The organism is Sanguibacter sp. Z41_6, assembly GCF_059621145.1.
Map to the genome: position 1 here is coordinate 74,472 of NZ_JCAQIF010000003.1, position 24,457 is coordinate 98,928.

The 24,457-nt window shown below is 71.3% G+C and carries 20 protein-coding genes; 10 read left to right on the forward strand and 10 right to left on the reverse strand.

Features of this window, described 5'->3' with window-relative positions; all coding sequences use genetic code 11:
- The first annotated feature begins 54 nt into the window (after positions 1 to 54).
- A complete protein-coding gene (gene lexA, locus AC54T1_RS07945; protein ID WP_496911857.1) occupies positions 55 to 780 on the forward strand; it encodes a transcriptional repressor LexA in 726 nt (241 codons plus the stop codon).
- A gap of 103 nt (positions 781 to 883) precedes the next feature.
- Here lexA and AC54T1_RS07950 read toward each other — a convergent pair whose 3' ends face one another.
- The 3 genes from AC54T1_RS07950 to hflX all read right to left on the reverse strand — a co-directional run bounded on the left by AC54T1_RS07950 (position 884) and on the right by hflX (position 5,676).
- Entirely contained in the window at positions 884 to 1,891 is a 1,008-nt protein-coding gene (locus tag AC54T1_RS07950) for an L-lactate dehydrogenase (RefSeq protein ID WP_484345325.1), read from the reverse strand.
- 52 nt (positions 1,892 to 1,943) lie between these two features.
- Entirely contained in the window at positions 1,944 to 4,037 is a 2,094-nt protein-coding gene (locus AC54T1_RS07955; RefSeq protein ID WP_496911605.1) for an ATP-dependent DNA helicase, read from the reverse strand.
- 88 nt (positions 4,038 to 4,125) lie between these two features.
- A complete protein-coding gene (gene hflX, locus AC54T1_RS07960) occupies positions 4,126 to 5,676 on the reverse strand; it encodes a GTPase HflX (RefSeq protein WP_484345323.1) in 1,551 nt (516 codons plus the stop codon).
- 120 nt (positions 5,677 to 5,796) lie between these two features.
- Here hflX and AC54T1_RS07965 point away from each other — a divergent pair, with 120 nt between their 5' ends.
- Positions 5,797 to 6,447 carry a class I SAM-dependent methyltransferase gene (locus tag AC54T1_RS07965; RefSeq protein WP_496911606.1) on the forward strand — a complete coding sequence of 217 codons (651 nt, stop codon included), beginning with the start codon at positions 5,797 to 5,799 and terminating at the stop codon, positions 6,445 to 6,447.
- On the opposite strand, the gene dapF is transcribed toward AC54T1_RS07965, so the two are convergent.
- Together dapF and miaA are read right to left on the reverse strand one after the other, a co-directional pair.
- The gene (dapF, locus tag AC54T1_RS07970; RefSeq protein ID WP_496911607.1) at positions 6,444 to 7,415 is read right to left on the reverse strand and encodes a diaminopimelate epimerase; all 972 of its coding nucleotides are present in this window, start codon (positions 7,413 to 7,415) and stop codon (positions 6,444 to 6,446) included. The two genes, AC54T1_RS07965 and dapF, sit on opposite strands and share 4 nt — an antisense overlap.
- Positions 7,412 to 8,380, reverse strand: a complete 969-nt coding sequence (gene miaA, locus AC54T1_RS07975) for a tRNA (adenosine(37)-N6)-dimethylallyltransferase MiaA (protein WP_496911608.1) — start codon at positions 8,378 to 8,380, stop codon at positions 7,412 to 7,414. The genes dapF and miaA overlap by 4 nt, the downstream gene beginning before the upstream one ends.
- A gap of 64 nt (positions 8,381 to 8,444) precedes the next feature.
- Here miaA and AC54T1_RS07980 point away from each other — a divergent pair, with 64 nt between their 5' ends.
- Together AC54T1_RS07980 and AC54T1_RS07985 are read left to right on the forward strand one after the other, a co-directional pair.
- Entirely contained in the window at positions 8,445 to 9,062 is a 618-nt protein-coding gene (locus AC54T1_RS07980) for a type III secretion system chaperone family protein (RefSeq protein ID WP_496911609.1), read from the forward strand.
- Complete coding sequence (locus AC54T1_RS07985) at positions 9,059 to 9,601, forward strand: type III secretion system chaperone family protein (RefSeq protein ID WP_484345318.1); 543 nt, start codon at positions 9,059 to 9,061, stop codon at positions 9,599 to 9,601. Before AC54T1_RS07980 ends, AC54T1_RS07985 begins: the two co-directional genes overlap by 4 nt.
- 4 nt (positions 9,602 to 9,605) lie before the next feature.
- Here the strand turns inward: AC54T1_RS07985 and miaB are convergent, their stop codons facing one another.
- Positions 9,606 to 11,288: a tRNA (N6-isopentenyl adenosine(37)-C2)-methylthiotransferase MiaB gene (miaB, locus tag AC54T1_RS07990; RefSeq protein ID WP_496911610.1), complete on the reverse strand. Its 1,683-nt coding sequence runs from the start codon at positions 11,286 to 11,288 to the stop codon at positions 9,606 to 9,608.
- A gap of 126 nt (positions 11,289 to 11,414) precedes the next feature.
- Between miaB and AC54T1_RS07995 the strand changes: the two genes are divergently transcribed.
- The 4 genes from AC54T1_RS07995 (at position 11,415) to AC54T1_RS08010 (ending at position 14,750) form a co-directional block, all read left to right on the forward strand.
- Positions 11,415 to 12,212 (forward strand): amino acid ABC transporter ATP-binding protein, encoded by a 798-nt coding sequence (locus AC54T1_RS07995; protein WP_484345316.1) that lies wholly within the window; start codon positions 11,415 to 11,417, stop codon positions 12,210 to 12,212.
- Positions 12,213 to 12,270: 58 nt separating this feature from the next.
- On the forward strand, positions 12,271 to 13,116 hold the full coding sequence (locus AC54T1_RS08000) for a glutamate ABC transporter substrate-binding protein (RefSeq protein ID WP_496911611.1): 846 nt from the start codon (positions 12,271 to 12,273) through the stop codon (positions 13,114 to 13,116).
- Between the two features lie 156 nt (positions 13,117 to 13,272).
- Entirely contained in the window at positions 13,273 to 13,893 is a 621-nt protein-coding gene (locus tag AC54T1_RS08005) for an amino acid ABC transporter permease (protein WP_484345314.1), read from the forward strand.
- Entirely contained in the window at positions 13,890 to 14,750 is an 861-nt protein-coding gene (locus tag AC54T1_RS08010; RefSeq protein WP_496911612.1) for an amino acid ABC transporter permease, read from the forward strand. The genes AC54T1_RS08005 and AC54T1_RS08010 overlap by 4 nt, the downstream gene beginning before the upstream one ends.
- Before the next feature lie 31 nt (positions 14,751 to 14,781).
- Here AC54T1_RS08010 and AC54T1_RS08015 read toward each other — a convergent pair whose 3' ends face one another.
- The 4 genes from AC54T1_RS08015 to AC54T1_RS08030 form a co-directional block, all read right to left on the reverse strand.
- A complete protein-coding gene (locus tag AC54T1_RS08015) occupies positions 14,782 to 16,239 on the reverse strand; it encodes an Rnase Y domain-containing protein (RefSeq protein ID WP_496911613.1) in 1,458 nt (485 codons plus the stop codon).
- Between the two features lie 148 nt (positions 16,240 to 16,387).
- Positions 16,388 to 16,984 carry a regulatory protein RecX gene (locus AC54T1_RS08020; RefSeq protein WP_496911614.1) on the reverse strand — a complete coding sequence of 199 codons (597 nt, stop codon included), beginning with the start codon at positions 16,982 to 16,984 and terminating at the stop codon, positions 16,388 to 16,390.
- A 2-nt stretch (positions 16,985 to 16,986) separates the two neighbouring features.
- On the reverse strand, positions 16,987 to 18,099 hold the full coding sequence (gene recA / locus AC54T1_RS08025) for a recombinase RecA (protein WP_484345310.1): 1,113 nt from the start codon (positions 18,097 to 18,099) through the stop codon (positions 16,987 to 16,989).
- Positions 18,100 to 18,373: 274 nt separating this feature from the next.
- Positions 18,374 to 18,604: a DUF3046 domain-containing protein gene (locus AC54T1_RS08030; RefSeq protein WP_484345309.1), complete on the reverse strand. Its 231-nt coding sequence runs from the start codon at positions 18,602 to 18,604 to the stop codon at positions 18,374 to 18,376.
- Positions 18,605 to 18,657: 53 nt separating this feature from the next.
- Between AC54T1_RS08030 and AC54T1_RS08035 the strand changes: the two genes are divergently transcribed.
- Both AC54T1_RS08035 and AC54T1_RS08040 read left to right on the forward strand, forming a co-directional pair.
- Positions 18,658 to 23,610, forward strand: a complete 4,953-nt coding sequence (locus AC54T1_RS08035) for an ATP-dependent helicase (RefSeq protein ID WP_496911615.1) — start codon at positions 18,658 to 18,660, stop codon at positions 23,608 to 23,610.
- Complete coding sequence (locus AC54T1_RS08040) at positions 23,603 to 24,418, forward strand: DNA-formamidopyrimidine glycosylase family protein (RefSeq protein ID WP_496911616.1); 816 nt, start codon at positions 23,603 to 23,605, stop codon at positions 24,416 to 24,418. The genes AC54T1_RS08035 and AC54T1_RS08040 overlap by 8 nt, the downstream gene beginning before the upstream one ends.
- The last annotated feature ends 39 nt before the right edge of the window (positions 24,419 to 24,457 follow it).

Here is a 24,457-nt window from a genome sequence, read left to right on the forward strand (position 1 = left end):
ACCAGGCGCGCGACGGGCGCGGACGACGACCGGAGGACCCTCGTGGTGACGAACATCAGCAAGGCCGCGGCGCAGAGCGTCGCTCCCGGCCAGGGAGCTGCGTCGAGCGAGCCGGCCGACGGGCTCAGTGCGCGCCAGCGGCGGGTGCTCGAGACGATCCGGTCGTCGCTCGACGCCCGCGGCTATGCCCCGAGCATGCGGGAGATCGGTGACGCCGTCGGCCTCAACAGTCCCTCGAGCGTCAAGCACCAGCTCACGGCACTTGAACGCAAGGGATACCTGCGACGCGACCCCAACCGCCCACGGGCGATGGAGCTCGTCCTTCCCGCAGGCGACGACCCGGCCGCCCGGCAGCAGGAGAGCTGGGAGGAGGGCGGGAGCGAGGGCGAGCTCGATGCCCGTCCCGCTGCCACGTACGTCCCCCTCGTCGGCCGGATCGCCGCCGGTGGCCCGGTGCTCGCCGAGCAGGTCGTCGAGGACGTGTTCGCACTCCCCCGACAGCTCGTCGGCGACGGTGACCTCTTCCTCCTGCGGGTCAGCGGGGAGTCGATGATCGACGCGGCCATCTGTGACGGGGACTGGGTGGTCGTGCGACGTCAGCCGGTCGCGGAGAACGGACAGATCGTCGCTGCGATGATCGACGGCGAGGCGACGGTCAAGACGTTCAAGCGCAGCGACGGCCATGTGTGGCTCATGCCGCACAACCCGGCGTTCAGTCCGATCCCCGGAGACGAGTCGACGATCCTCGGCCGCGTCGTGTCGGTCCTTCGCAGCCTCTGACCGCCGAAGCCCCCGGCGCGCATCGCGCGCAGCCAGTACGCACACCGCCCCGCGACCCCTTCCGGGGCCGCGGGGCGGTGTGCGTACGCGCGCGCGTGGTGGGTCAGAACCCGAACCGTCGAGCGACCTGCGTGAGCGCGGCGGCCGAGCGCTGCAGGCCCCGGATCTCGGTCGGGGACAGCGGCACGGCGAGTCGTTCCGTGCAGCCTGCGCGTCCCACGACGGACGGCACGGACAGGCAGATGTCGCTGATGCCGTAGTAGTCGTCCAGCAGGGTCGAGACGGGCAGGATCCGATGCTCGTCCTGGAGGATCGCCTCGATGATCCGCGAGCCCGCGAGGGCCACCGCATAGTTCGTCGCGCCCTTGCCCTCGATGATCCGGTAGGCCGAGTGCACCACCTCGTGGGCGATGGACTCGCGCACCTCCTGGGTGAGCGGCCCGCCCCCGCCGACACCGTTCCAGTCGAGGAGCGGAACCCCGCCGATGGATGCAGAGCTCCACAGCGGGATCTCGCTGTCGCCGTGCTCCCCGGCCATGTACGCGTGGACGTTCTGCACGGCCACCCCGCAGTGCGCGGCCACGAGGTAGCGCAACCGGGAGGAGTCGAGCACCGTGCCCGAGCCGAAGAGCTGGGTCGGGGGGAGCCCGGAGATCTTCAGGGCCGCGTACGTGACGATGTCCACCGGGTTGGTGACCATGACGTAGATGGCGTCCGGAGCGACCGCCTGCAGCTGCGGGAGGATCTTCGACACGAGGCCGATCGTGGCCTCGGCGAGGTCGATCCGGGTCTGGCCCGGCTTCTGCTTGGCGCCGGCCGTCACCATGATGACGTCCGCGCCCTCGCAGACCGAGATGTCGTCAGAGCCGAGCACCTCGGCCATCGGCATGAACTGGATGCCGTGCGCGAGGTCGAGCGCTTCGGCCTCGACCTTCGCCTTGTTGATGTCATAGAGCGCGACGGTTCGCGCGGAGCCCCGCATGAGAGCGGCGTAGGCCATCGTCGAACCGACCGCGCCAGCCCCCACGACCGCCACCTTCGTCGTCTTGCGACGGGCCGAGGCGGGTATCGGGCCGGTCTCGCCGATCTCGGGCGATTCTTCGTCGGTCATTCTTCCTCCACGCGATCCTGGTCACTGGGGCGGGCCGGAGAGACCCTTCACGTCAGGGTAGGCCAGCGAGTCGGCTCAGCGCCGCTTCGGCGACCGCCCGGTCGGTGGTCCGCCAGAAGTCAGGAAGGGTCCGGACGAGGAACGGCCCGTACCGGGCGGTCGCGAGGCGCGGGTCGAGGACCGCGACGACCCCCCGGTCCGACGTCGTCCGCACGAGCCGGCCAGCCCCTTGTGCGAGCAGCAACGCCGCATGGGAGGCCGAGACCTGCATGAAGCCGTTGCCGCCGTGCGACTCGACGTAGCGTGCACGGGCGGCCTTGACGGGGTCGTCCGGACGGGGGAACGGGATCCTGTCGATGAGGACGAGCTGGCAGGCGGAACCGGGCACGTCGACGCCCTGCCACAAGGAGAGCGTGCCGAACAAGCAGGTGGCGTCGTCCTCGGCGAACTGCCGGACGAGCGTCGGGAGCTGGTCGTCCCCCTGGCACAGGATCGGCACGTCGAGACGCTCGCGGAGCAGCTCGGCAGCGCGCTCCGCGGCACGCCGCGACGAGAAGAGACCGAGCGTGCGCCCCCCTGCCGCGGTGATGAGGGCAGCCATCTCGTCGATCTGAGCATCGGTCGTGGCCTGCTGGCCCGGCACCGGGAGCTTGCTCGCGATGTAGAGGATGCCCTGCCGCGGGTAGTCGAACGGGCTCCCGACGTCCGTTCCCCGCCAGCGTGGCGCGGGCGCAGCGCTGGCCTCACCCGGCACGGCGGACGACGGCTCGAGGCCCACCGAACGGGCGATGGGGTCGAAGGAGTCCCCCAGCGCGAGCGTCGCGGACGTGAGCACCCCGACCTTCTCGTCCCACAGGCCGGTGCGCATGAGGCCGGACACGCCCAGCGGTGCCGCATGGAGCTTGGACATGCCCGCGCCGAACCCGCCTTCGCCCGCGCGCGAGCACCACAGCACGTCGAACTCCGAGGACTCGCCCGTCATCCGCTCCGCGATCTCGAAGACGACGAGCATGCTCGAGGACGCCATCTTCAGACCGCTGCTCGCAGCTCCGCCGTCCCCGCTCGTGGGCGTGTCGGGCTTGAGCTCGCTCATGACCGCGCGCGCCGCGTCGCGCACCGCCGCGACCGCGGCGTGCGCCGCTTCCGGGAGGCCGTCAGGGAAGCGCTCTGCCGGGAGGGAGGCGAGGACCGCGCCGAGCTGGGCGGACGCGGCGTCCAGGTCGGTGGTGAGGACGCCGCCGTGGCGCCGCGCCTGCCGCGCAGCATGCTCGACGGAGGCGACCGACAGCTCGACGGTCGCGGCTGCCGTGACACGGTCGGGGAGCTCGTGCGCCTCGTCGACGACGAGGACGGCGTGCTCGGGCAGGACGTTGGGCGACCCGGTGGCAGCGATGCCGAGCATGGCGTGGTTCGTCACGACGACGTCGGCCTCACGAGCGAGACCTCGTGCCCTCTCGGGGAAGCACTCGGTGATGAGCGGGCACCGCTGCCCGAGGCACTCGAGGGAGTTCACGGAGACCTGCCGCCAGGCCCGGTCCGAGACGCCGGGCGTCAGGTCGTCGCGGTCACCCGTCTCCGACTCCTCCGCCCACTCGCGCAGCCGGAGGATCTGCTGCGCGAGCCCGGCGCTGCTCTGCTCCTGTCGCGACGGGGACGCGCCCGGTGGAGCGTCGAACGGGTCCGGGGGGCCGTCCGTGCGGGGCATGTCGAACAAGGTGCCCGCGTCGTCGGCCGGGTACCCGCCGGCGATCTTGTGGCGGCAGGCGTAGTTGTGCCATCCCTTGAGCAGTGCGAGCCGGGGACGCCGCGGCAGGTGCGGGGCGAGCGTGTCGGCGACGAGCGGCAGGTCCCGCGTCATGATCTGACGCTGCAGCGCCAGGGTCGCCGTCGAGACGATGACGCGCTCTGCGCTGTGGACGGCGTGCTGGACCGCGGGGACGAGGTAGCCGAGCGACTTCCCGGTCCCTGTGCCGGCCTGGACGAGGAGATGCTCGCCGCTCGTCATCGCAGACGCCACCGCCGCCGCCATGACGTGCTGGCCTTCCCGCCGCGCGCCGCCCAACCTGGCCACAGCGAGGTCGAGCAGCTCGTGCACGGCCTCCGTGTCCGGCGTCGCCGTCGGCCGGGGCGTGCTCGTGGAACTCACCGGGTGAGTCTACGGTCACCGGGCGGACCAGAGGCGGCGTCCTCGAGGAACGCGGGGGTGTACCGCGACCGCAGCCGCGCACGCCGCGTCACCCGCGCACGGCCACCGCAGACAGCTCCGCCGCCAGGCCGTCCTCGACGCGGCCACGCAGGAGCGTCCCTGACTCGATGTGCTCGAGGTGATCGATCTCGCCCTCCAGGTGAACCCGGCTCAGCAGGTCCCCCCGGTCGTACGGCACGACGAGGTCGACGGACACACCGGGACGGGGCAACGACGCCGAGATGTAGTCGAGCAGCTCGGGGATCCCCTCACCGGATCGCGCCGAGACGACCACCGTGCTGCGTTCCCGGCTCTGCAGCCGGGTGATCGTCTCGGCGCTCGCGACGTCCGCCTTGTTGAGGACGATGACCTCAGGCACGTCCTCCATCCCCGGGATGTCGGCGAGGACGTGGCGCACGGCCGCGATCTGGCCCTCGGGGTCCGGGTGGGACGCATCGACGATGTGCAGGAGAAGATCGGCGTCTGCAACCTCCTCGAGGGTCGAGCGGAACGCTTCGACGAGCTGGTGCGGCAGGGAACGGACGAACCCGACCGTGTCCGCGAGCGTGTAGACGCGCCCGTCCGGGGTCTGGGTGCGTCGCACCGTCGGGTCGAGGGTGGCGAAGAGCGCGTTCTCGACGAGCACCCCGGCTCCGGTCAGCGCGTTGAGGAGACTCGACTTGCCGGCGTTGGTGTAGCCGGCGATGGCGACAGCCGGGATGGCGTTGCGCTTGCGTGCCGCGCGCATCGTCACCCGGGACGGCTCCATCGCGGCGATCTCGCGCCGCAGCTTGGCCATCCGGTCGCGGATCCGGCGCCGGTCGAGCTCGATCTTCGTCTCACCAGGACCGCGGGAGCCCATGCCCGCGGCGGCGCCTCCCACCTGACCACCGGCTTGGCGAGACATCGAGTCTCCCCAGCCCCGCAGACGCGGGAGGAGGTACTCGAGCTGGGCGAGCTCGACCTGTGCCTTGCCCTCCCGGGACTTGGCGTGCTGCGCGAAGATGTCGAGGATCAGTGCGGTGCGGTCGACGACCTTGACCTTGATGACGTCCTCGAGGCTGCGGCGTTGCGACGGTGCGAGCTCGCCGTCGACGATCACCGTGTCCGCGCCGTTCGCGGCGACGAGGGCAGCGAGCTCGGCGGCCTTGCCCGAGCCGAGGTACGTGCTCGGGTCGGGCTTCTGGCGCCGCTGGAGGATACCGTCGAGGACGACGGACCCCGCGGTCTCCGCGAGCGCCGCGAGCTCGCGGAGCGACACCTCCGCGTCCACCATGTCGCGGGACCACAGCCCGACGAGGACGACCCGTTCCAGACGGAGCTGGCGGTACTCGACCTCGGTGACGTCCTCGAGCTCGGTCGACAGACCAGCGACGCGCCGCAGCGCCGTGCGCTCCGCGAGGTCGAGCTGGTCCCCGTCGTGCACGGAGTGGTCCGTGCCTCCCTCCGAACGAGCGGTTCCCGCTCGCGCGAGCACACGCGCGACGACGTCGCTCGCGATGTCCCGGGCGGCCCGCGGGGCGGGGTCAGCCACAGCCGCGCCCGTCGCCTCGAACTGCTCGTCCGACGTCCCGCTGTGTGGCTCGTGACTGTTCGTCATGCATCCCTCTGTCTGTCTGGTGTCGTGTGGACTCAAGCGTCCCATGCCGGTGCTGCCCGCGCTAAGTGATTACGCGCAGGGAGGACGGCTCCGGCCACACCCGGACTACGATGGCCCACTGTGAGCGAGACGAGCCCGGACCACTACTTCACGGCGCGACCGGCGTCCTCCGACGAGCGGCGCCTGCTCACGGTCCGCCTGGACGGCGCGGACCGTGAGGTGGAGACCGCAGGTGGTGTCTTCTCCCCCGGGCGCCTCGACCTCGGCACCCAGGTGCTCCTGCGGACGGTCGAGACTCCCCCGGCCGGCGACGTCCTCGACCTCGGGTGCGGGTGGGGGCCGGTCGCCCTGACGATGGCGCTGCGCAACCCGGCAGCCACGGTATGGGCCGTGGACGTCAACGAACGCGCGCTCGACCTTGTCCGTCGCAACGCTGCGCGGCTGGGACTGACCTCGGTGCGAGCGGTCCTGCCCGACGACGTGCCGGACGACGTCACCTTCACGACGCTGTGGTCCAACCCGCCGATCCGGGTCGGCAAGGAGGCGCTGCACGCGATGATGGACCGCTGGATCCCCCGGTTGGCTCCGCAGGCGTCGGCTTTCCTCGTCGTCCAGCGCAACCTCGGGGCGGACTCGTTCCAGACCTGGCTGGCAGAGCGGTTCGCCAGCCTGTCCCCGGCCGCAGGCCCGGACACCGGCTCCCCGGGCGTCACGGTCTCCCGGGTGGCCAGCGCGAAGGGGTTCCGGGTCCTGCAGGTCGTCCGACCCTAGCCAGCGAGCAGACGGTCGAGACGGACCCGGCCGCGTGCGACGACGACCGCCGGGCCCGCGAGCTCGACGTGGCCGTCCTGGCGCATCGTCACCCGGACGGTGCCGCCCGGGACGTCGACGAGCCACTCGTCCGGAGCCGCGGCACCCGCCCACGCGCGCACCGCGAGGGCGGCGGCGCACGCACCCGTCCCGCACGAGAGCGTCTCCCCCACGCCTCGTTCGTGCACCCGCATGCGTACGCGCCCCACCGTCCGGCCGTGCGCACCCGTCTCCTCACCGAGGGGCACGACGAGCTCGACGTTCGTCCCCTCGGGCGGGACGGGCACGACGTCCGGCGCTCGGAGCAGGTCGGCGCGCTCGAGGTCAGCGAGGGTCGGGAGCGCGAGGACCGTGTGCGGGTTGCCCAGGTCGACGCTCAGCGCGGGTCGGACGACCTCGGCGCCGGCGGGCTCGCACCCGTAGGCGCGGACCTCGGCATCGAACCCCTCCGCGACTGCACTGGCGCCCCCCGGGAAGGACCAGGCACCCATGTCCACGACGAACCACCCGGTGTCCTCCTTGCGGACGCGCCGCGCCCCGGCCCGGGTCCCGACGACAAGCTCGGGTGTCCGCGCGTCGAGCTCGACGAGCCCGAGGTCCTCGAGGAAGGCGACGAACACGCGCACACCGTTGCCGCACATCTGCGCGATCGATCCATCGGCGTTGCGGTAGTCCATGAACCATTCCGCGTCCGGCTCGTGCCGCAGGACGGCCCGCCCTTCGGCGAGGTGCGCGGACCGGACGACACGGATCACTCCGTCACCGCCGACCCCGGCCCGCCGGTCCGCCAGGAGCCGGACGAGCTCGTCGGTGAGGTCGAGGTCGTCGTCGCGGTCGTCGATGAGGACGAAGTCGTTCTTCGTCCCGTGCCCCTTCGCGACGTCGAGCTCTGCCGGGTGGACCAGGCCAGGTGCGGCGGCGTGCGTCATGATCCCAGCGTACGGCGGACGGGCGTGTCCGCGACCGCCGTGGGCCCCTGGTCGCCTGCCCGACGGACGACAGCCAGCGCCTCCTCCACGAGGTCGTCGGACTCAGCAGAGAGCCAGTGCACACGCGGGTCGCGGCCGAACCATCCCATCTGCTTGCGGGCGAGCCGCCGGGTGTTCGTCACGACCGCCTCACGCGCCTCGTCCTCGCTCGTCGCCCCGTCGAGGTAGGCAAGGACCTCGGCGTAGCCGACCGCCCGCCGGGCGGTCCGCCCCATCCCCCGCTCCGCGAGGGAGCGCACCTCGTCGACGAGCCCGTCGCGCCACATGGCGTCCACACGGGCCGCGACCCGTCGGTCGAGGACGTCCCGGGAGCAGTCGAGACCGATCTGCACGGTGGGGCGGACGTAGACCTGCCGGGGAAGGTTGGCGGTGTACGGCCGTCCCGTGATCTCGATGACCTCGAGGGCCCGGACGACGCGGCGGACGTTGCGGGGTCCGATCGCCGCGGCGGCGGCCGGGTCGAGTCGTGAGAGCTCGGCGAACAGCGCACGCGTGCCCGCACGCTCGAGCCGTGCCTCGATGGCCTCCCGCACCACGCTGTCCGTCCCCGGGAACGTCATGTCGTCGAGCAGTGCGCGGACGTACAGCCCGGATCCTCCGACCACGACGGGGAAGCCGCCCCGGTCGAGAATCTCGGCGACGTCGGTCCGGGCGGAGTGCTGGTAGCGCGCGACCGACGCGTCCTCGGACGGTTCGATGACGTCGATCTGCCTGTGCGGGATGCTCCGCCGGTCGGCGACCGGAACCTTGGCCGTACCGATGTCCATACCGCGATAGAGCTGGAAGGCGTCGGCGTTGACGATCTCGTTGGTCCCGGCAGGATCCGCGCCGAGGCGTTCGGCGAGGTCCATCGCGAGATCCGACTTCCCGGTGGCCGTGGGTCCCACGACAGCGACGATGAGCACTCGACGACGGTACCGTCTCACGGTGAGGCGAGGGCTGCGTGGGCGGCGCGGGTAGGGTTGCCTCATGGCGTTCTTCAGGGATCGGCGGTGGAGCTGGTCCGCGCGGCCGGCATCTGGCGCGCGAGCCGCACACGGGGCACCCATCGCCCGGGCACCACGTCACGTGTCGGACGCCGACCTCCGCACGGACGTCGAGCTCCTTCTCGAACGGGAGCTGGGTGCGTCGACCCTGGCAGACGAGACACCCCTGCGGCCCGCGCCCGTCACCAGGGACAGGCTCCTGCGCTGGATCTCCGAGTACGGCTACTCCTCCTTCGTCGACTCCGACGGTGACGTCGGCGGACTGTGGAACTCCCGGGTCTTCTACTTCCTGCTCTTCGGTACGCACCAGGAGATCCTCCAGGTGCGGGGACAGTGGAACCGGGAGATCACCATCGAGCGGGTGGAGGAGATCCTGGAGTTCTGCAACGACTGGAACACCGACCGGATCTGGCCGAAGGCGTACTTCCGGGTCCGGGACAACGGGATGATCCAGGTCTACGGGGAGGTCGCGGTGGACCTCGAGCACGGCGCCAGCGACGAGCAGCTCGACCAGATGCTCACCTGCGGGCTGAGCACGGGCGCCATGCTCTTCGACGCGCTCGACGAGCTGTACGTGGACCCGGCGGGGACGGCACCGTGAGCGCCGCCCCACCGACCCGCTGGCTGCAGCGTCTCCTCATGGCACGCGCGACGGACACCCGCACCGCGCCTCCCGCTCCCCTGCCGACGCCGGTCACGCGCGACCGCGTCGGGGCGTACCTCACCGGTCGCGGCTACAGCTTCCGGTTCGACGAGGACGACGACATCACCGGCACGTGGGACGGCAACCGCTTCTGGTTCCTCCTGCTGGGCACCCAGGACGAGATCCTCCAGGTCCGCGGGCGCTGGCACCGGCCGCTCCCGCCGAACGCCAAGAAAGCCGTCCTCCAGACGATCAACGACTGGAACCGCGAACGCATCTGGCCGAAGGCCTACGTCCGCACGGAGTCGACCGGGCTTGCGCTGTACACGGAGGTGTCCGTGGACTTCGCACCCGGCGCTACCGACGACCAGCTCAACCAGATGCTGGGCTGCGGCCTCGGCACGGCCGTGCAGCTCTTCGCGTCGGTGTCCGCGATGCTCCCACCGGAGTCCCGGGACGACTTCGAGCAGGACGCGGGCGACACGCCCACGGACTGAGCCCTCACACCCGCCGGACGGTGGGGAGCCCGAGGTCGACCTTCGCCGGGTTCGCGAGCACCGACGTCTGCTGCGGCGTGGTCCCGTGGGAGTGCGCCTCCCGGTCGAGCCCGACCCGGACCCGCTCCCGACGGACCCACGCGTCGCCGGCAGACGTGCGGCGGACGGCGTACACCCGGTCGTCCGGGTCCACGGCCAGCACCGAGTCGGCGATGAGGTGGTACGGCGACGAGCGGGTGACCTGGACCGTCACGACGTCGCCCGGGCGTGGCAGCAGCGGGTCAGGGTCCTCGGCCAGACGCGGGTCGACCGCGCTCGCACCGCCCGGTCCCACGACCGCGAGGTGCGCGGGGACGGCGAGGTGCACGAGCCTGTTGTCCGCTGCCCGTCCGGTGAGTCGGTGGGTCGCTCCGTCCTTCCGGCCCGAGCCGTCGGTGACGAGGACCTCGACCGTCCGGCCCACCTGGAGGGCGCTCTGCTCCGCCGACACCCGGTCCTGGAGCGCCATGAGCCGCTCGTACCGTTCCTGGACCACAGCCTTCGGCAGCTGGTCCGGGAGGTCGGCAGCGGGTGTGCCCGGACGCGGGGAGTACTGGAACGTGAAGGCCGAGGCGAACCGGGACTGCTCGACGACCCGCATCGTGTCGAGGAAGTCCGCCTCCGTCTCGCCCGGGAAGCCGACGATGATGTCGGTGGTGATCGCGGCATCGGGGATGCTCGCGCGGACACGGTCGATGATGCCGAGGAACTTCTCTGCCCGGTAGGAGCGCCGCATGGCGCGCAGGACCCGGTCCGATCCGGACTGGAGCGGCATGTGGAGCTGGGGCATCACGTTCGGCGTCTGGGCCATCGCCTCGATGACGTCGTCCGTGAACGCCGCGGGGTGCGGTGAGGTGAAGCGCACACGCTCCAGCCCCTCGATCTCCCCGCAGGCGCGCAGGAGCTTGGCGAACGCCCCGCGGTCGCCGAACTCCACGCCGTAGCTGTTGACGTTCTGTCCCAGGAGAGTGACCTCGATGGCCCCCTCGGCGACGAGCGCCCGGACCTCCGCGAGGATCTCGTCCGGCCGCCGGTCGCGCTCCTTGCCGCGCAGGTGGGGGACGATGCAGAAGGTGCAGGTGTTGTTGCACCCGACACTGATCGAGACCCAACCCGCGAAGACCGACTCACGACGGGTGGGCAACGTCGACGGGAAGACCTGGAGCGACTCGGCGATCTCCACCTGCGCGGCGTCGTTGTGCCGGGCACGCTCCAGGAGCACCGGCAGCGCGTCGAGATTGTGCGTGCCGAACACGACGTCGACCCAGGGCGCCTTCACGACGATCCCCGCGCGGTCCTTCTGGGCGAGGCAGCCACCTACGGCGATCTGCATCCCCGCTCGCCGGTTCTTCACCGAGGCCAGCTGACCGAGGTTGCCGTAGAGCTTGGTCGCCGCGTTCTCGCGGACCGCGCACGTGTTGATGACGACGACGTCCGCCTCGTCGCGAGCGTCCTGCTCCGGCGTCGCACGCCGGTACCCCGCGCGCTCGAGCATCCCCGACATGTGCTCCGAGTCGTGGACGTTCATCTGGCAACCGAGAGTACGGACGACGTAGGTCCGCCCGTCGGCGCTCGGAGGGACGGGTGGGGCAGCTGTGCCAGCACCAGAGGGGGCGGTCGCACCCGGCACCAGGAGGTTCGTGGACATCACACCCCAGGATACGGCGCCCCACGGCTCGATCCCCCGGCGCGTGCCCGGTTGTGTGGCGGTCACGTGAACAGATTGTTACGCCATTCGATGGCGTCCGACACAAATGTCCCCTACGTTCAGGGCATGCCCGAGAGCGAGCGTCGCACGACCCCACCGGACCACACGTCGGAGCCCCGACCAGCAGCTGACAGCCTCGTCAGCCTCACCGGGGTGAACAAGCACTTCGGTGCCCTGCACGTGCTCAAGGACATCGACCTCTCCGTCGCGCGCGGCGAGGTCGTCGTCGTCATCGGCCCGTCGGGCTCGGGCAAGTCGACGCTCTGCCGGGCGATCAACCGGCTCGAGACGATCGACTCGGGCGTCATCGAGCTGGACGGCGAGAAGCTCCCCGAGGAGGGCAAGGCGCTCGCCCGCCTCCGCGCCGACGTGGGCATGGTCTTCCAGTCGTTCAACCTCTTCGCGCACCGCACCGTGCTGGAGAACGTGACGTTGGGGCCGCGCAAGGTCCGCAAGATGAGCCGCGGGGACGCGGAGCGCCTCGCGATGGAGCTCCTGTCCCGGGTGGGGGTGGAGTCGCAGGCGAAGAAGCTCCCCGCGCAGCTCTCGGGTGGTCAGCAGCAACGCGTCGCGATCGCGCGTGCGCTCGCCATGCAGCCGAAGATCATGCTCTTCGACGAGCCGACCTCGGCCCTCGACCCGGAGATGATCAACGAGGTCCTCGACGTCATGGTGGCGCTCGCCCGGGACGGGATGACGATGATCGTCGTCACCCATGAGATGGGGTTCGCCCGCAAGGCCGCGGACCGCGTGGTCTTCATGGCCGACGGCGAGATCGTCGAAGAGGCAGAGCCCGAGACCTTCTTCCTCCATCCGTCGTCCGAGCGTGCCAAGAGCTTCTTGTCCAAGATCCTCACCCACTAGACCCACGACACCCGTTCACGCGGCACGGCGCACAGCTGGCCGTGACTAAGGAGGAACCATGCGGCAGGCACGACGGCCCCTGATCACGACGATCGCTCTTGTCGGGGTCTGGGCCCTGGCACTCGCGGGATGCAGCTCGGACGACGGCGGCGGTGAGAGCAGCGACGGGAGCGGCGGCATCAAGATCGGCATCAAGTTCGACCAACCCGGCCTCGGCTTCAAGGACGGCGACACGTACTCCGGGTTCGACGTGGACGTCGCGAGATACGTGGCGGGCGAGCTCGGGTACGCCGAGGAGGACATCGAGTTCGTGGAGACCCCGACGCCGCAGCGCGAGACGATGCTGCAGAACGGTCAGGTCGACATGATCTTCGCGACCTACTCGATCACCGACGCTCGGAAGGAGACGATCTCCTTCGCGGGGCCGTACTTCGTCGCTGGTCAGGATCTGCTCGTCGCGAACGACAACACCGACATCAACGGTCCGGAGGACCTCGACGGCAAGAACCTGTGCTCCGCGGCGGGCTCGACCTCCGCCCAGCGGATCAAGGACGAGTTTGCCGAGGGGGCGAACCTCGTCGAGCAGCCGGGGTACGCCGAGTGCGTCACGCTCCTCGCCTCGGGTTCCATCGACGCCGTCACCACCGACGACATCATCCTCGCCGGCCTCGCCGCACAGCCGGCCAACGCCGGGAAGGTCAAGGTCGTCGGCAACCCGTTCTCCACCGAGAACTACGGCGTCGGGTTGCCGAAGGACAGCGACCAGTGCGAAGCGGTCAACGAGGCGCTGACGAAGATGATCGCCGACGGTGACTGGGAGGCCGCCGTGGCCGCCAACACCGAGGGCACCGGGTACTCCGCGAACGCGGACTCCAACCCTCCGACCGTCGACGCCTGCGCCTGACCGGCTCACCGGCCGGTCCCCCGGCCGGTGAGCCCTCTGGGCCCGGACACCCGGGCCCGAGCCGACGCCCGACCGAAGGAGTGAGCTCCGCTGGGTGACTACCTGAACCAGTTCACCGAACTCTTCAGCTCGTACGACGTGCCCGGAGCGTTCTGGATGAACATCAAGCTGGCGTTCTTCGCGGGGATCGCCGCCCTGGTGCTCGGCACGGTGCTCGCGCTCATGCGCATCTCCCCTGTGCCGAGCCTCCGGTGGCTCGGCGCCTCGTACGTGACCCTCGTGCGCAACACGCCGCTGACGATCATCATCGTCTTCTGCACGCTCGCGGTCTGGGGGCAGCTGAAGATCGTCCTGTCGGACGACTTCGCGGAGAACTTCTTCCGTCTCGCCGTCGCGGGCCTTGCGGTCTACCACGCTGCGTTCGTGTGCGAGGCGATCCGCAGCGGAGTGAACACCGTGCCGCTCGGCCAGGCCGAGGCCGCGCGGGCCATCGGCCTCGGGTTCCTGCCGTCGGCTCGGCTCGTCATCATGCCCCAGGCGTTCCGTGGCGCGGTGGCCCCCCTCGGCAACGTCCTCATCGCGCTCATCAAGAACACGACCGTCGCTGCGGCGGTGAGCGTCGAGGAGACCTCAGGACTCATGCGCACCATGATCGAGAACCGACCGGACGTCATCGTCGCGATCTTCCTCACGTTCGCACTCGGGTACGTCATCATCGTCATCCCGGTCGGGCTCGCGACCACGTCCCTGTCCCGAAAGCTGGCGGTGGCCCGGTGACCAACCAGTCCGTCCTCTTTGATGCACCGGGCCCCAGGGCACGGCGCACGATCGCGATCGGGAACGTCGTCGGCGTCCTTGTCGTCGCCGCCATCCTCGCGCTCGTCCTGCGACGCTTCGCGGACGAGGGCCAGCTCGCCGCGGACAAGTGGACACCGTTGATCGAGCCCCGTGCATGGGTGGACTTCTTCCTGCCCGGCCTCATGAGCACGCTGCGGGCCGCGGCCCTCGCGGTGGTCGGGGCCGGGATCTTCGGCGTCGTGTTCGGCCTTGGCCGCCTGTCGGAGATCGCGGTCGTCCGTGTCGTCGCGGGCGCCGTGGTCGAGTTCTTCCGAGCAGTCCCGGTGCTCATCATGATGGTGTTCCTGTACTTCGGCCTCGGGCAGATGCGGGTCCTCGACCCGTCCGACGTCCCGCTCGTCGCGGTCGTCATCGCCCTGACGCTCTACAACGGGAGCGTCGTGGCCGAGCTCATCCGGTCCGGAGTGCACAGTCTTCCCCGGGGGCAGCGTGAGGCTGGTCTGGCGATCGGACTCACCTCGCAGGCCTGCCGTCGGCTCGTGGAGCTGCCCCAGGCGCTCATCGCGATGCTTCCCGCGCTCATCAGCCAGCTGGTCGTCGTCCTCAAGGACTCGGCGCTGGGCTCGATCATCACGTACTCCGAGCTGCTGCAGGAGGCACGTCGCCTCGGCTCGGCCGACAGCAACATCCTGCAGACCCTGCTCGTCGCCGCGCTCATCTTCATCGTCATCAACTACGTGCTCTCCGCGGCCGCGACGCTGCTCTCCCGCCGCCTGTCCGGTCGGACCGCGGGTCGGACCCGCGCGCCGCTCAGCGTCGGGACGCCGGTCACGTGAGGACGCCGGCGGCGTCGCCCGGCGCTCGCGCTCAGCCCGCTGTGGCGGTCGCCCGCAGCTCTCGCACGACGGTGATGGAGATCTCCCCCGGGTAGGTGAGGTCCCGCTCGAGGTGGCGTGCGATGTCCGCTGCGAGCGTGCCGAGCTTGTCGTCCGGTACCTGGGAGGGCTCGACGACGACGCGTACCTCGTGCCCGGAGGACATCGCCAGCACCCGCTGGACGCCTGCGTGCCCGGCGACGAGCTCCTCGAGGCGCTGCATGCGATCGATGTAGTGCCCCGCGTCGTCCTTGCGTGCTCCCGGCCTCGCCGCTGAGCAGGCATCGGCCGCACGGACGAGCACTGCCTCCACCGACTGCGCCTCCACCTCGTCGTGGTGCGCCGCGATGGCGTTGACCACGACCGCGGTCTCGCCAGCATCCTGTGCGAGCCGGGCGCCGAGCGCAGCATGCGTCCCGTCCCCGGAGATCCCCTTGCCGATGTCGTGCAGGAAGGCGGCACGTCGCGCAGCGACGACGTCGGCCTGGATCTCTGCGGCCATCGCCGCAGCAATGAGCGCTGCCTCGACGCTGTGCTCGAGCACGTTCTGACCGAACGACGTCCGCAGCCGGAGGCGCCCCATGGCCTCGATGAGCTCAGCCGGCATGTGATCGACGCCGGCCCGCTCGGCTGCCGAGTGTCCCGCATCGACGGCGCGCGCCGCGGCACCGGCGGTAGCGGCGGCGAACGCAGCCTCGATGCGCTGGGGGTGGATCCGGCCGTCCTCGAGGAGCTCTCGCATCATCACCTCCGCGACCTCCCGGCGTTCGGGGTCGAACGAGGACAGCTGGACGGTGTCGGCGTCGTCCTCGAGGAGAACGTTCACACCGGTGATCGCCTCGAACGTCCGGATGTTGCGCCCCTCCTTGCCGATGATCCGTCCGCGCATGTCCTCCGAAGGGAGCGGGAGCACGGTGAGCGCTCCGTGGGTGCTGGTGGGGACGGCGAGCCGCTGGACGGCGGACGCCACGATCATCTTCGCCCGCCGGTCCGCGTCCCGGCGAGCGGCGGCCTCGGTTCGTCTGATGACACCGGCGGCGTCCTGCACCGCACTCTCCTGGAGCTCCGCCGACAGCTGTGCGCGGGCCTCCTCGGCGGACAGGTCGGCAGCACGCTCGAGGACCTCCACGGCGCTCGCCCGTAGCCGGGCAGCCTCGGCGAGCGCGTCGTGTCGCACGGCTTCGGCGTCGGAGAGGCGGTTCTCGGCCTTCTCCGTGGCTGCGTCGGCGCGCAACCTCTCGGAAGCCAGGTGACGCTCGGCCTCCCGGATCTCTGTCAGACGGACCTGCGACTCGGCCTCGCGCCGCTTGACCTCGGCCCGCAGCTCCTCGACATCCCGTGCTGCCTGCTCGCGGACCGCTGCCGCCTCCCGGCGGGCGACCTGGACGAGCAGCAGCGCGACGAGAGACGCGCCGAGCAGGCCGAGGAGGATGCTCAGCTCACCTGTCACAGCCGTACACCTGGCCTTCGTCGCGATCCGTGTGGTCCTGCACCCCGGGTCGTGGAGTGATGGTTCATCATCCCTGATGCCGGACCAGGACTCGTCGAGCAACACACTGCTGCAGGTCGGGCTCTCTCACTATCGTCCGGGTACTGGTTCAGTCACCGTTGGACGCGTCCAGGTCGTCGAGGTACTCGGGCACACCGGCGTCGGCACTGCCGACCTCGTCGGCCAGCGCGGCGCGGACGCTCGCGAGGGCGACACCCGGTGGATACCCCTTGCGACCGAGGGCAGCGAGAGCGCGCCGCGTGCGTACCTCCACGGGCAGCCCTCGGGTGCGCCGCACACGTGTCCGCGCCACCTCGTCGGCCGCACGCTTCTCGTCGTCGGAGGTGATCTGCGTGAGCGCATCGTGGGCATGCTCGGCAGAGATCCCCTTGCGGGAGAGCTCTTGTGCGATCGCCCGTCGGGCCTGGTGACGTTCCGCGAAGCGGGTCCGGACGACGGCACGCGCATATGCCGCGTCATCAATGAGGCCGACGTCCTCGAACCGGTCGAGGAGAGCTGTGCTGAGAGTCTCGTCGACGTCCGCCGCTGCCAACCGCTCCTCGAGCTGGGACCGCGTGCGCGGAGCGCCTGCGAGTGCCCTGAGTGCCAGCGCCCTGGCCCGCTCCTCCTCCTCGTGAGGAGTGAGCGGGGCGAGGAGCGGGCCGTCGTCGCGTGGCCGGTCTCGTCGGGCCTCCGACGGGACCATGCTCAGAAGTCGGCCTTCTTCGCCTTGCCTGCCGCAGACGAGACCTTTGCTGTCTCGGCCTTGCCGGCGGCCGGCTTCGCAGGAGCGGTGGGCGGCGTGTCGGCCGGGGCATCGAGCTGTGCTCCCACCCCGAGCTTCTCCTTGATGCGCTTCTCGAGCTCGTTCGCGAGATCCGGGTTGTCCCTGAGGAAACCGCGCGAGTTCTCCTTGCCCTGCCCCAGCTGGTCACCGTCGTAGGTGAACCACGAGCCAGACTTCCGGACGAACCCGTGCTCCACACCCATGTCGATGAGGCCGCCCTCCCGAGAGATGCCGACGCCGTAGAGGATGTCGAACTCCGCCTGCTTGAAGGGCGGAGCCATCTTGTTCTTCACGACCTTGACACGCGTCCGGTTGCCGACAGGCTCGGTGCCCTCCTTGAGGGTCTCGATGCGGCGGATGTCGAGACGGATCGAGGCGTAGAACTTCAACGCCTTGCCTCCGGTCGTCGTCTCCGGCGTACCGAAGAAGACGCCGATCTTCTCGCGGAGCTGGTTGATGAAGATCGCGGTCGTTCCCGACTGGCTCAACGCACCGGTGATCTTGCGCAGCGCCTGGGACATGAGGCGCGCCTGCAGACCGACGTGGCTGTCACCCATCTCCCCCTCGATCTCCGCCTTGGGCACGAGGGCCGCGACGGAGTCGATGACGATGACGTCGACCGCGCCGGAACGGATGAGCATGTCCGTGATCTCCAGCGCCTGCTCACCCGTGTCCGGCTGGGACACGAGGAGCGCATCCGTGTCGACCCCGAGCTTCTTCGCGTAGTCGGGGTCCAGGGCGTGCTCGGCGTCGATGAACGCAGCGATCCCCCCGGCGCGCTGCGCGTTGGCCACGGCGTGGAGCGCGAGGGTGGTCTTACCGCTGGACTCCGGGCCGTAGATCTCGACGACCCGGCCGCGCGGGAGGCCGCCGATCCCGAGCGCGACGTCCAGCGCGATCGACCCGGTGGGGATCACCTCGACGGGCGCGCGCCCCTCGTCCCCCAGCCGCATGACGGATCCCTTGCCGAAGTTGCGGTCGATCTGTGCGAGCGCCGCCTCGAGGGCCTTCTCGCGGTCTGCTGGTGCGGCCATGTGTGCCACCTCTGTCTCGGGGAGCGACGTGCGCTCACGGTGCTGCTCGGTTGTCGTCGGCGACGCTACGTGCACCTACCGACACCCGGCAGGGACCTCGCGGCTCCTGTGGACGACGAACCTCGTGCACAACGTGCTTCCCAGCATATCCGAACACACGTTCGATCAACAGCGCGGTACCGGCGAGTCGCTCGCCACGCGGTCGGCACGCTCCGCGGTGCAACGAGCTCACCGGGCGACGGGCAGCGGAGCTACGAGCCAGCGGGGCGACGAGCTAGCGGGGCGGCGCCTGGCGGTGGAGGTCCGTGCCCCACCGTCCACTGTCGGGCACGTCCATCGCGTCGCACAGCGCGTGCCACACGACGCGCGGCTCCACGCCGTCCTCCACGGCCTGCGCGGCCGTGCGGTCGTCGAGCACGCTGAGGACCTGGTCCGCGGCCAGCGTCCGCCCGTAGGCCGGGCCGAAGACCTCGTCCACCAGCTGCCAGAACTCTCGATATCGCACAGCACCAGGGTGCCACGCAGGCACGTGTCGGTCGCACCGGACACAATGGCCCGATGGTGTCCCCCCCTGCCGGGCTCAGCCGCTTCGGCCCCGCGACCCGGGCATGGTTCACAGGTGCCTTCGAACGGCCGACGACCGCACAGGACGGCGCCTGGGAGGCTGTCGCTGCTGACAAGCACGCTCTCGTCGTCGCCCCCACCGGTTCGGGCAAGACGCTGGCCGCGTTCCTCTGGGCGCTCGACTCGCTCCTCGACCCGGACGCGCCCGAGCCCGACCGCGACCTCCGGTGCCGTGTGCTGTACGTCTCCCCGCTCAAGGCTCTCGCCGCGGACGTCGAGCGCAACCTGCGGTCGCCGTTGACCGGCATCCGCCAGGCCGCCGCGCGCCTCGGCACACCGGTGCGGGCGGTGACCGTCGGAACGCGCACGGGTGACACGCCTGCGAGCGAGCGCAGGCGCTTCGCGACGCACCCGCCAGACATCCTCATCACGACGCCGGAGTCGCTCTTCCTCATCCTCACCTCAGCCGCCCGGGCAGGGCTCCGGGGGGTCGAGACCGTGATCGTCGACGAGATCCACGCGGTCGCCGGCACCAAGCGCGGTGCGCACCTCGCTGTGTCCCTCGAACGCCTCGACGCGCTCACCCGGTCCCCGGTGCAACGGGTCGGCCTGTCCGCGACCGTCTCCCCGGTCGACGTCGTGTCCGGGTTTCTCGCCGGAGGCCGGTCGGAGACGGACGGCGGCCGCGCCGTCCAGGTCGTGCAGCCTCCGGCGACCAAGCGGATCGACGTCGACGTCGTCGTCCCGGTTCCCGACCTTGCCGACCTGCGGGCCGTTCCTCACGTCGCGGCGCCGCCCGGTCCTGCGTCCGCCGAGGGCGACCTCAGCGGTGCCGCGGCGGGCCCGTCCCGCCGCCCGTCGGTCTGGCCCCACATCGAGGAGCGTGTCGTCGACCTCGTGGCCGCGCACCGCTCGACGCTCGTCTTCACCAACTCGCGCCGTGGTGCCGAACGTCTCACCTCCCGGATGAACGAGGTGTGGGCGGAGCGCCACGGCACCGACGTCCCGGACCAGGGGGAGCGGCACACCGCTGAGATCCAGGCGCAGTCCGGAGCCGCCGCGGGGGTGCCCCCGCTGCTCGCCCGGGCGCACCACGGCTCGATGAGCCGCGCCGAGCGCACCGAGACGGAGACGGCACTCAAGGACGGGCGGCTCCCGGCGGTCGTCGCGACGTCCTCGCTCGAGCTCGGCATCGACATGGGAGCCATCGACCTCGTCGTGCAGATCGGCAGCCCCCCGTCGGTGGCCAGCGGTCTCCAGCGGATCGGACGCGCAGGGCACCAGGTGGGCGCGACGTCGCACGGGGTGGTCTTCCCGATGCACCGCGGAGACCTCGTTCCCGCCGCGGTGATCGCCGAGCGGATGCGCGACGGCCGCATCGAGGACCTCCGACCGTTGCGCAACCCGCTCGACGTCCTCGCTCAGCAGATCGTCGCGATGGTGGCGGTCGAGGACTGGGCGGTCGACGACCTCGCGGAGGTGCTGCGTCGAGCGGACCCCTACCGGACCCTCGGGAGAGGCGCGCTGCACGCCGTTCTCGACATGCTCGCCGGCAGGTACCCCAGCGAAGACTTCGGGGAGCTCCGTGCACGGATCGTCTGGGACCGGGTCACCGACCGTGTCTCGGCCAGGCCCGGTGCACTGAGGTTGGCCGTCACGAGCGGCGGCACGATCCCTGACCGGGGCCTGTACGGCGTCTTCCTCGCCTCGGGCACGACCGACGGCGGCACCGCAGAGACTCCCGTTCAACGCGGCGGCAAGCGTGTCGGCGAGCTTGACGAGGAGATGGTCTACGAGTCCCGTGTGGGTGACACCTTCACGCTCGGGTCGAGCACCTGGCGGATCGAGGACATCACGCACGACCGCGTCCTCGTGACGCCGGCGCCCGGGGTGCCCGGACGCCTGCCGTTCTGGAAGGGCGACTCCCCCGGCCGGCCGGCCGAGCTCGGTCGTGCCATCGGGCGATGGGTCCGCGCCGCAGGTGCTGCGGTCGCCGAGAGCGATGCGCGCACGTCCGGTGGCGCGCCCGTGGGGGTCGAGACCACGCCGTGGGTCGGACTGGACGCGTGGGCCACGGACAACCTCCGGAGCTACATCCGCGAGCAGACGGCCGCCACAGGAGCCCTCCCGGACGACCGGACGATCGTCGTGGAGCGCTTCCGGGACGAGCTCGGGGACTGGCGTGTGGTGATCCATTCCCCGCTGGGTGCCAAGGTGCACGCTCCCTGGGCGCTCGTCCTCGCTGGCCGCGTGCTCGCCCGCTACGGCATCGACGCTGCAGCCATGCACTCCGACGACGGTATCGTCCTGCGGCTGCCGGACGTCGACGACCTGTCGGCCGCGGCAGCCTGGGGTGCCGCGGCGAGCGGCACGCCGGACGAGCCGGGCGCGACGATGGATCTCGCCGACCTCCTCATCGATCCCGACGAGGTCGCCGGCCTCGTCCAGGCCGCGCTCGGACAGTCCGCGCTGTTCGGTGCGCGCTTCCGCGAGGCAGCGGCCCGCGCGCTGCTGCTCCCGCGCAGACGCCCCGACCGGCGTCAACCGCTGTGGCAGCAACGCCAACGGTCCGCCCAGCTCCTCAGCGTGGCCGCGGACTACCCCGAGTTCCCCATCGTCCTGGAGGCGGTGCGCGAGTGCCTCCAGGACGACTTCGACGTGACCGCGCTCGCCGCGCTCATGCGTGAGGTCGAGGCCGGCCAGGTCCGTGTCGTCGAGGTGTCCACCACCTCACCGTCACCGTTCGCCCAGTCCCTCCTGTTCGGCTACACGGCGCAGTTCATCTACGACGGCGACGCACCGCTCGCGGAACGTCGTGCTGCAGCGCTGACACTGGACCCCGACCTCCTGGCGGAGATCCTCGGTCTCGAGGGCAGCTCGGAGCTGGCCGACCTCCTCGACCCCGACGCGATCGTCCGCACCGAGCGCGAGCTCGCCGGGCTCACCGACGATCGGCAGGTGCGCCACGCGGAAGACGTGTGGGAGCTGCTGCGACGGATGGGCCCGCTGTCGACGGACGAGATCGTGCGCCGGACGCGCACCACCGGCCGCGAGGACGTCCCGGGATGGCTCGCGGAGCTCCAGCGCTCCCGGCGCGTCATCCCGGTACGCCTCGCGGGTGTCGACCGGGACAGCGGCGAACGCTGGGCGGCGATCGAGGACGCGGGGCGGCTGCGCGACGCCCTGGGGGTCGCGCTGCCCGTCGGCGTGCCTGAGACCTTCACGGAGCCGGTGCCGGACCCCCTCGGCGATCTCCTGCGCCGCTTCGCTCGCACCCACGGCCCGTTCACCGCGCACGACGCTGCGCAGCACTACGGCCTGGGCGTCGCCGTCGTCACCGAGGTGCTCCTGCGGCAGGCAGCGACCGGGGTGCTGGCGCGAGGCCGCCTGCGGCCCGAGGTGCTCGGCGGGACAGGTGCGGACTTCTGCGACAGCGAGGTGCTGCGCACCCTGCGACGTCGGTCGCTCGCAGCGCTCCGTGCGGAGGTCGAACCCGTCCCGCAGGACACGCTCGGAGCGTTCCTCGCCCGGTGGCAGTCGGTCGGGAGCCTGAGAGGCGTGGACGGGCTCTACCGCGCGGTGGAGCAGATGGCTGGCGCGAGCGTTCCAGCCTCCGCCCTCGAGTCCCAGATCCTGCCCGCTCGCGTGACCGACTACTCCCCGGCGATGCTCGACGAGCTGACGACGGCAGGCGAGATCCTCTGGTGCGGCCACCACCGACTGCCCGGGAGCCGTGGCTCGCAGGACGCGGTGATCAGCCTGCACCTGACAGAGTCGGCTCCGCTGACCCTCCCGCCGCTCGCTCCGCAGGACGACTGCGACACGGACCTGCACCGTGCGGTGCTGGCACATCTCAGCGGCTCGGGTGGCTTCTTCCTGTCACAGGTCGCCGGCGCCGCGGGAGCGCCCGTCCCCGCGACGCTCGACGTGCTGTGGGATCTCGTCTGGGCAGGCCTGGTGACGAACGACGGCCTCGGTCCGCTGCGCGCCCGTCTCGGACAGCGATCGGCTCCGCGGGCTCGCGCCACCGCCGGGCCCCGGTCGGCGAGCAGACGCCCGCGGTTCCGGCTCGGCAGCGCGCCGCTCGTCGGAACAGCGGGAGCGGGCCCCGCAGGCGGACCCGCCGCCCGGGCAGCAGAAGGCGTGGGCGGCGGACGGTGGTCGGCCCTGCCCACGCGGGACGCCGATCCGACACGTCGCGCGCACGCCCTGGCGACGACGCTCCTCGACCGGCACGGCGTCCTCACGCGTGCTGTGAGCGCCGCAGAGAACGTCACGGGCGAGTACGGCGCCATCTACCGCGTGCTCGCTGCGCTCGAGACCGGGGGGCAGGTCCGCCGCGGCTACTTCGTCGAGCACCTCGGCGGCTCGCAGTTCGCGCTGCCGGGCGCGGTCGACCAGCTGCGGACGATCGAGGCCGACCGCACGCGGGCCGCGGAGCGCGGATCACCACCCCACGCCCTCGTGCTCGCGGCGACAGACCCCGCGAACCCGTACGGCGCAGCGCTCGGATGGCCGGCCAGTGCCTCGATGCCCGACGGCGGTGGTGCTCCGCAGAGCCTCTCCGGAACCGTCGACCCTCCGTCCGCGCAGGTACCGACCACCCCGGCGGCACCGGCACCCACCACGACCGGGACGCACCGGCCCGGCCGGAAGGCAGGCGCACACGTCGTGCTCGCCGACGGCCGGCTCGTCCTGTACCTCGAGCGCGGCGGACGGAGCCTGCTGACCTTCGACAGCGCGCCCGACGTCCTGGCCGCCGCCACCGCCGCCCTCGCCGGGATGCTGCGTGGCAGCCGTACCGGCCGGGTGCAGATCCAACGGATCGACGGCCGCGACGCACTCGTCGGCGCCTCTGGTGTCGGTCGACCCGCAGTGCTCACCGCGCTGCTCGCGGCAGGGTTTACCGCGACGCCCTCAGGCCTGCGGGTGGGTCCCGGTGCCTGAGGGAGACACCGTCCTGCTCACCGCGCGCAGGCTCGATGCTGCGCTCTCGGGACGGCGTCTGACCCGTGCCCAGCTCCAGTGGCCGCGCGTCCCCGTCAACGACCTCGTCGGCGCGCGCGTCCTCGCGACCCGCGCCTACGGCAAGCACATCCTCACGACGTTCGACGACGGCCGGACCCTCCATACGCACCTGCGCATGGACGGGAGCTGGCGGGTCGCCCGGACGGGCAGTCGCGAGGCGGGCGGGCGGAGCGACGACGTCCGTGCCGTGCTCGCCCACGAGACCTGGACATGCATCGGGACGCGGCTGGGAATGCTCGACCTCGTGCCGACGAGCCAGGAGCACGCGCTCATCGGACACCTCGGCCCGGACATCCTCTCGGACGAGTTCGACGCACAGCTCCCCGGTGTCCTCGCACGCGTGGCGGACGAGCCTGCCCTCGCTGCAACGGCCATCGGAGAGCTCCTGCTCGACCAGCGCGTGCTCGCGGGCATCGGTACCCTCTTCGCGGCCGAGGGACTCTTCGCGCTCCGCCTCTGGCCGTGGTCACCGGCGGGGGACGTCGACCTGGAGCTGCTCGTCCTGACGATCAGAGCCAATCTCCGTCGGGGCGTGCTGCGCCCCGTCGGTGGGCGCCGGGTCCATGTCCACGCCCGCGACGGCCAGCCGTGCCACCGGTGCGGAACCACGCTGCTCCGGGGCACGGTGCGTCAGCCGCCCACGGAGCGGCCGATGTTCTACTGCCCCGTGTGCCAGACGCCGCCCCGCGCGCGACGGGACATACCGCGCGACGGGGCATACCACTGAGCCCCGAGCCATGAGGGCCCGGGGCTCAGCGGTCACGAT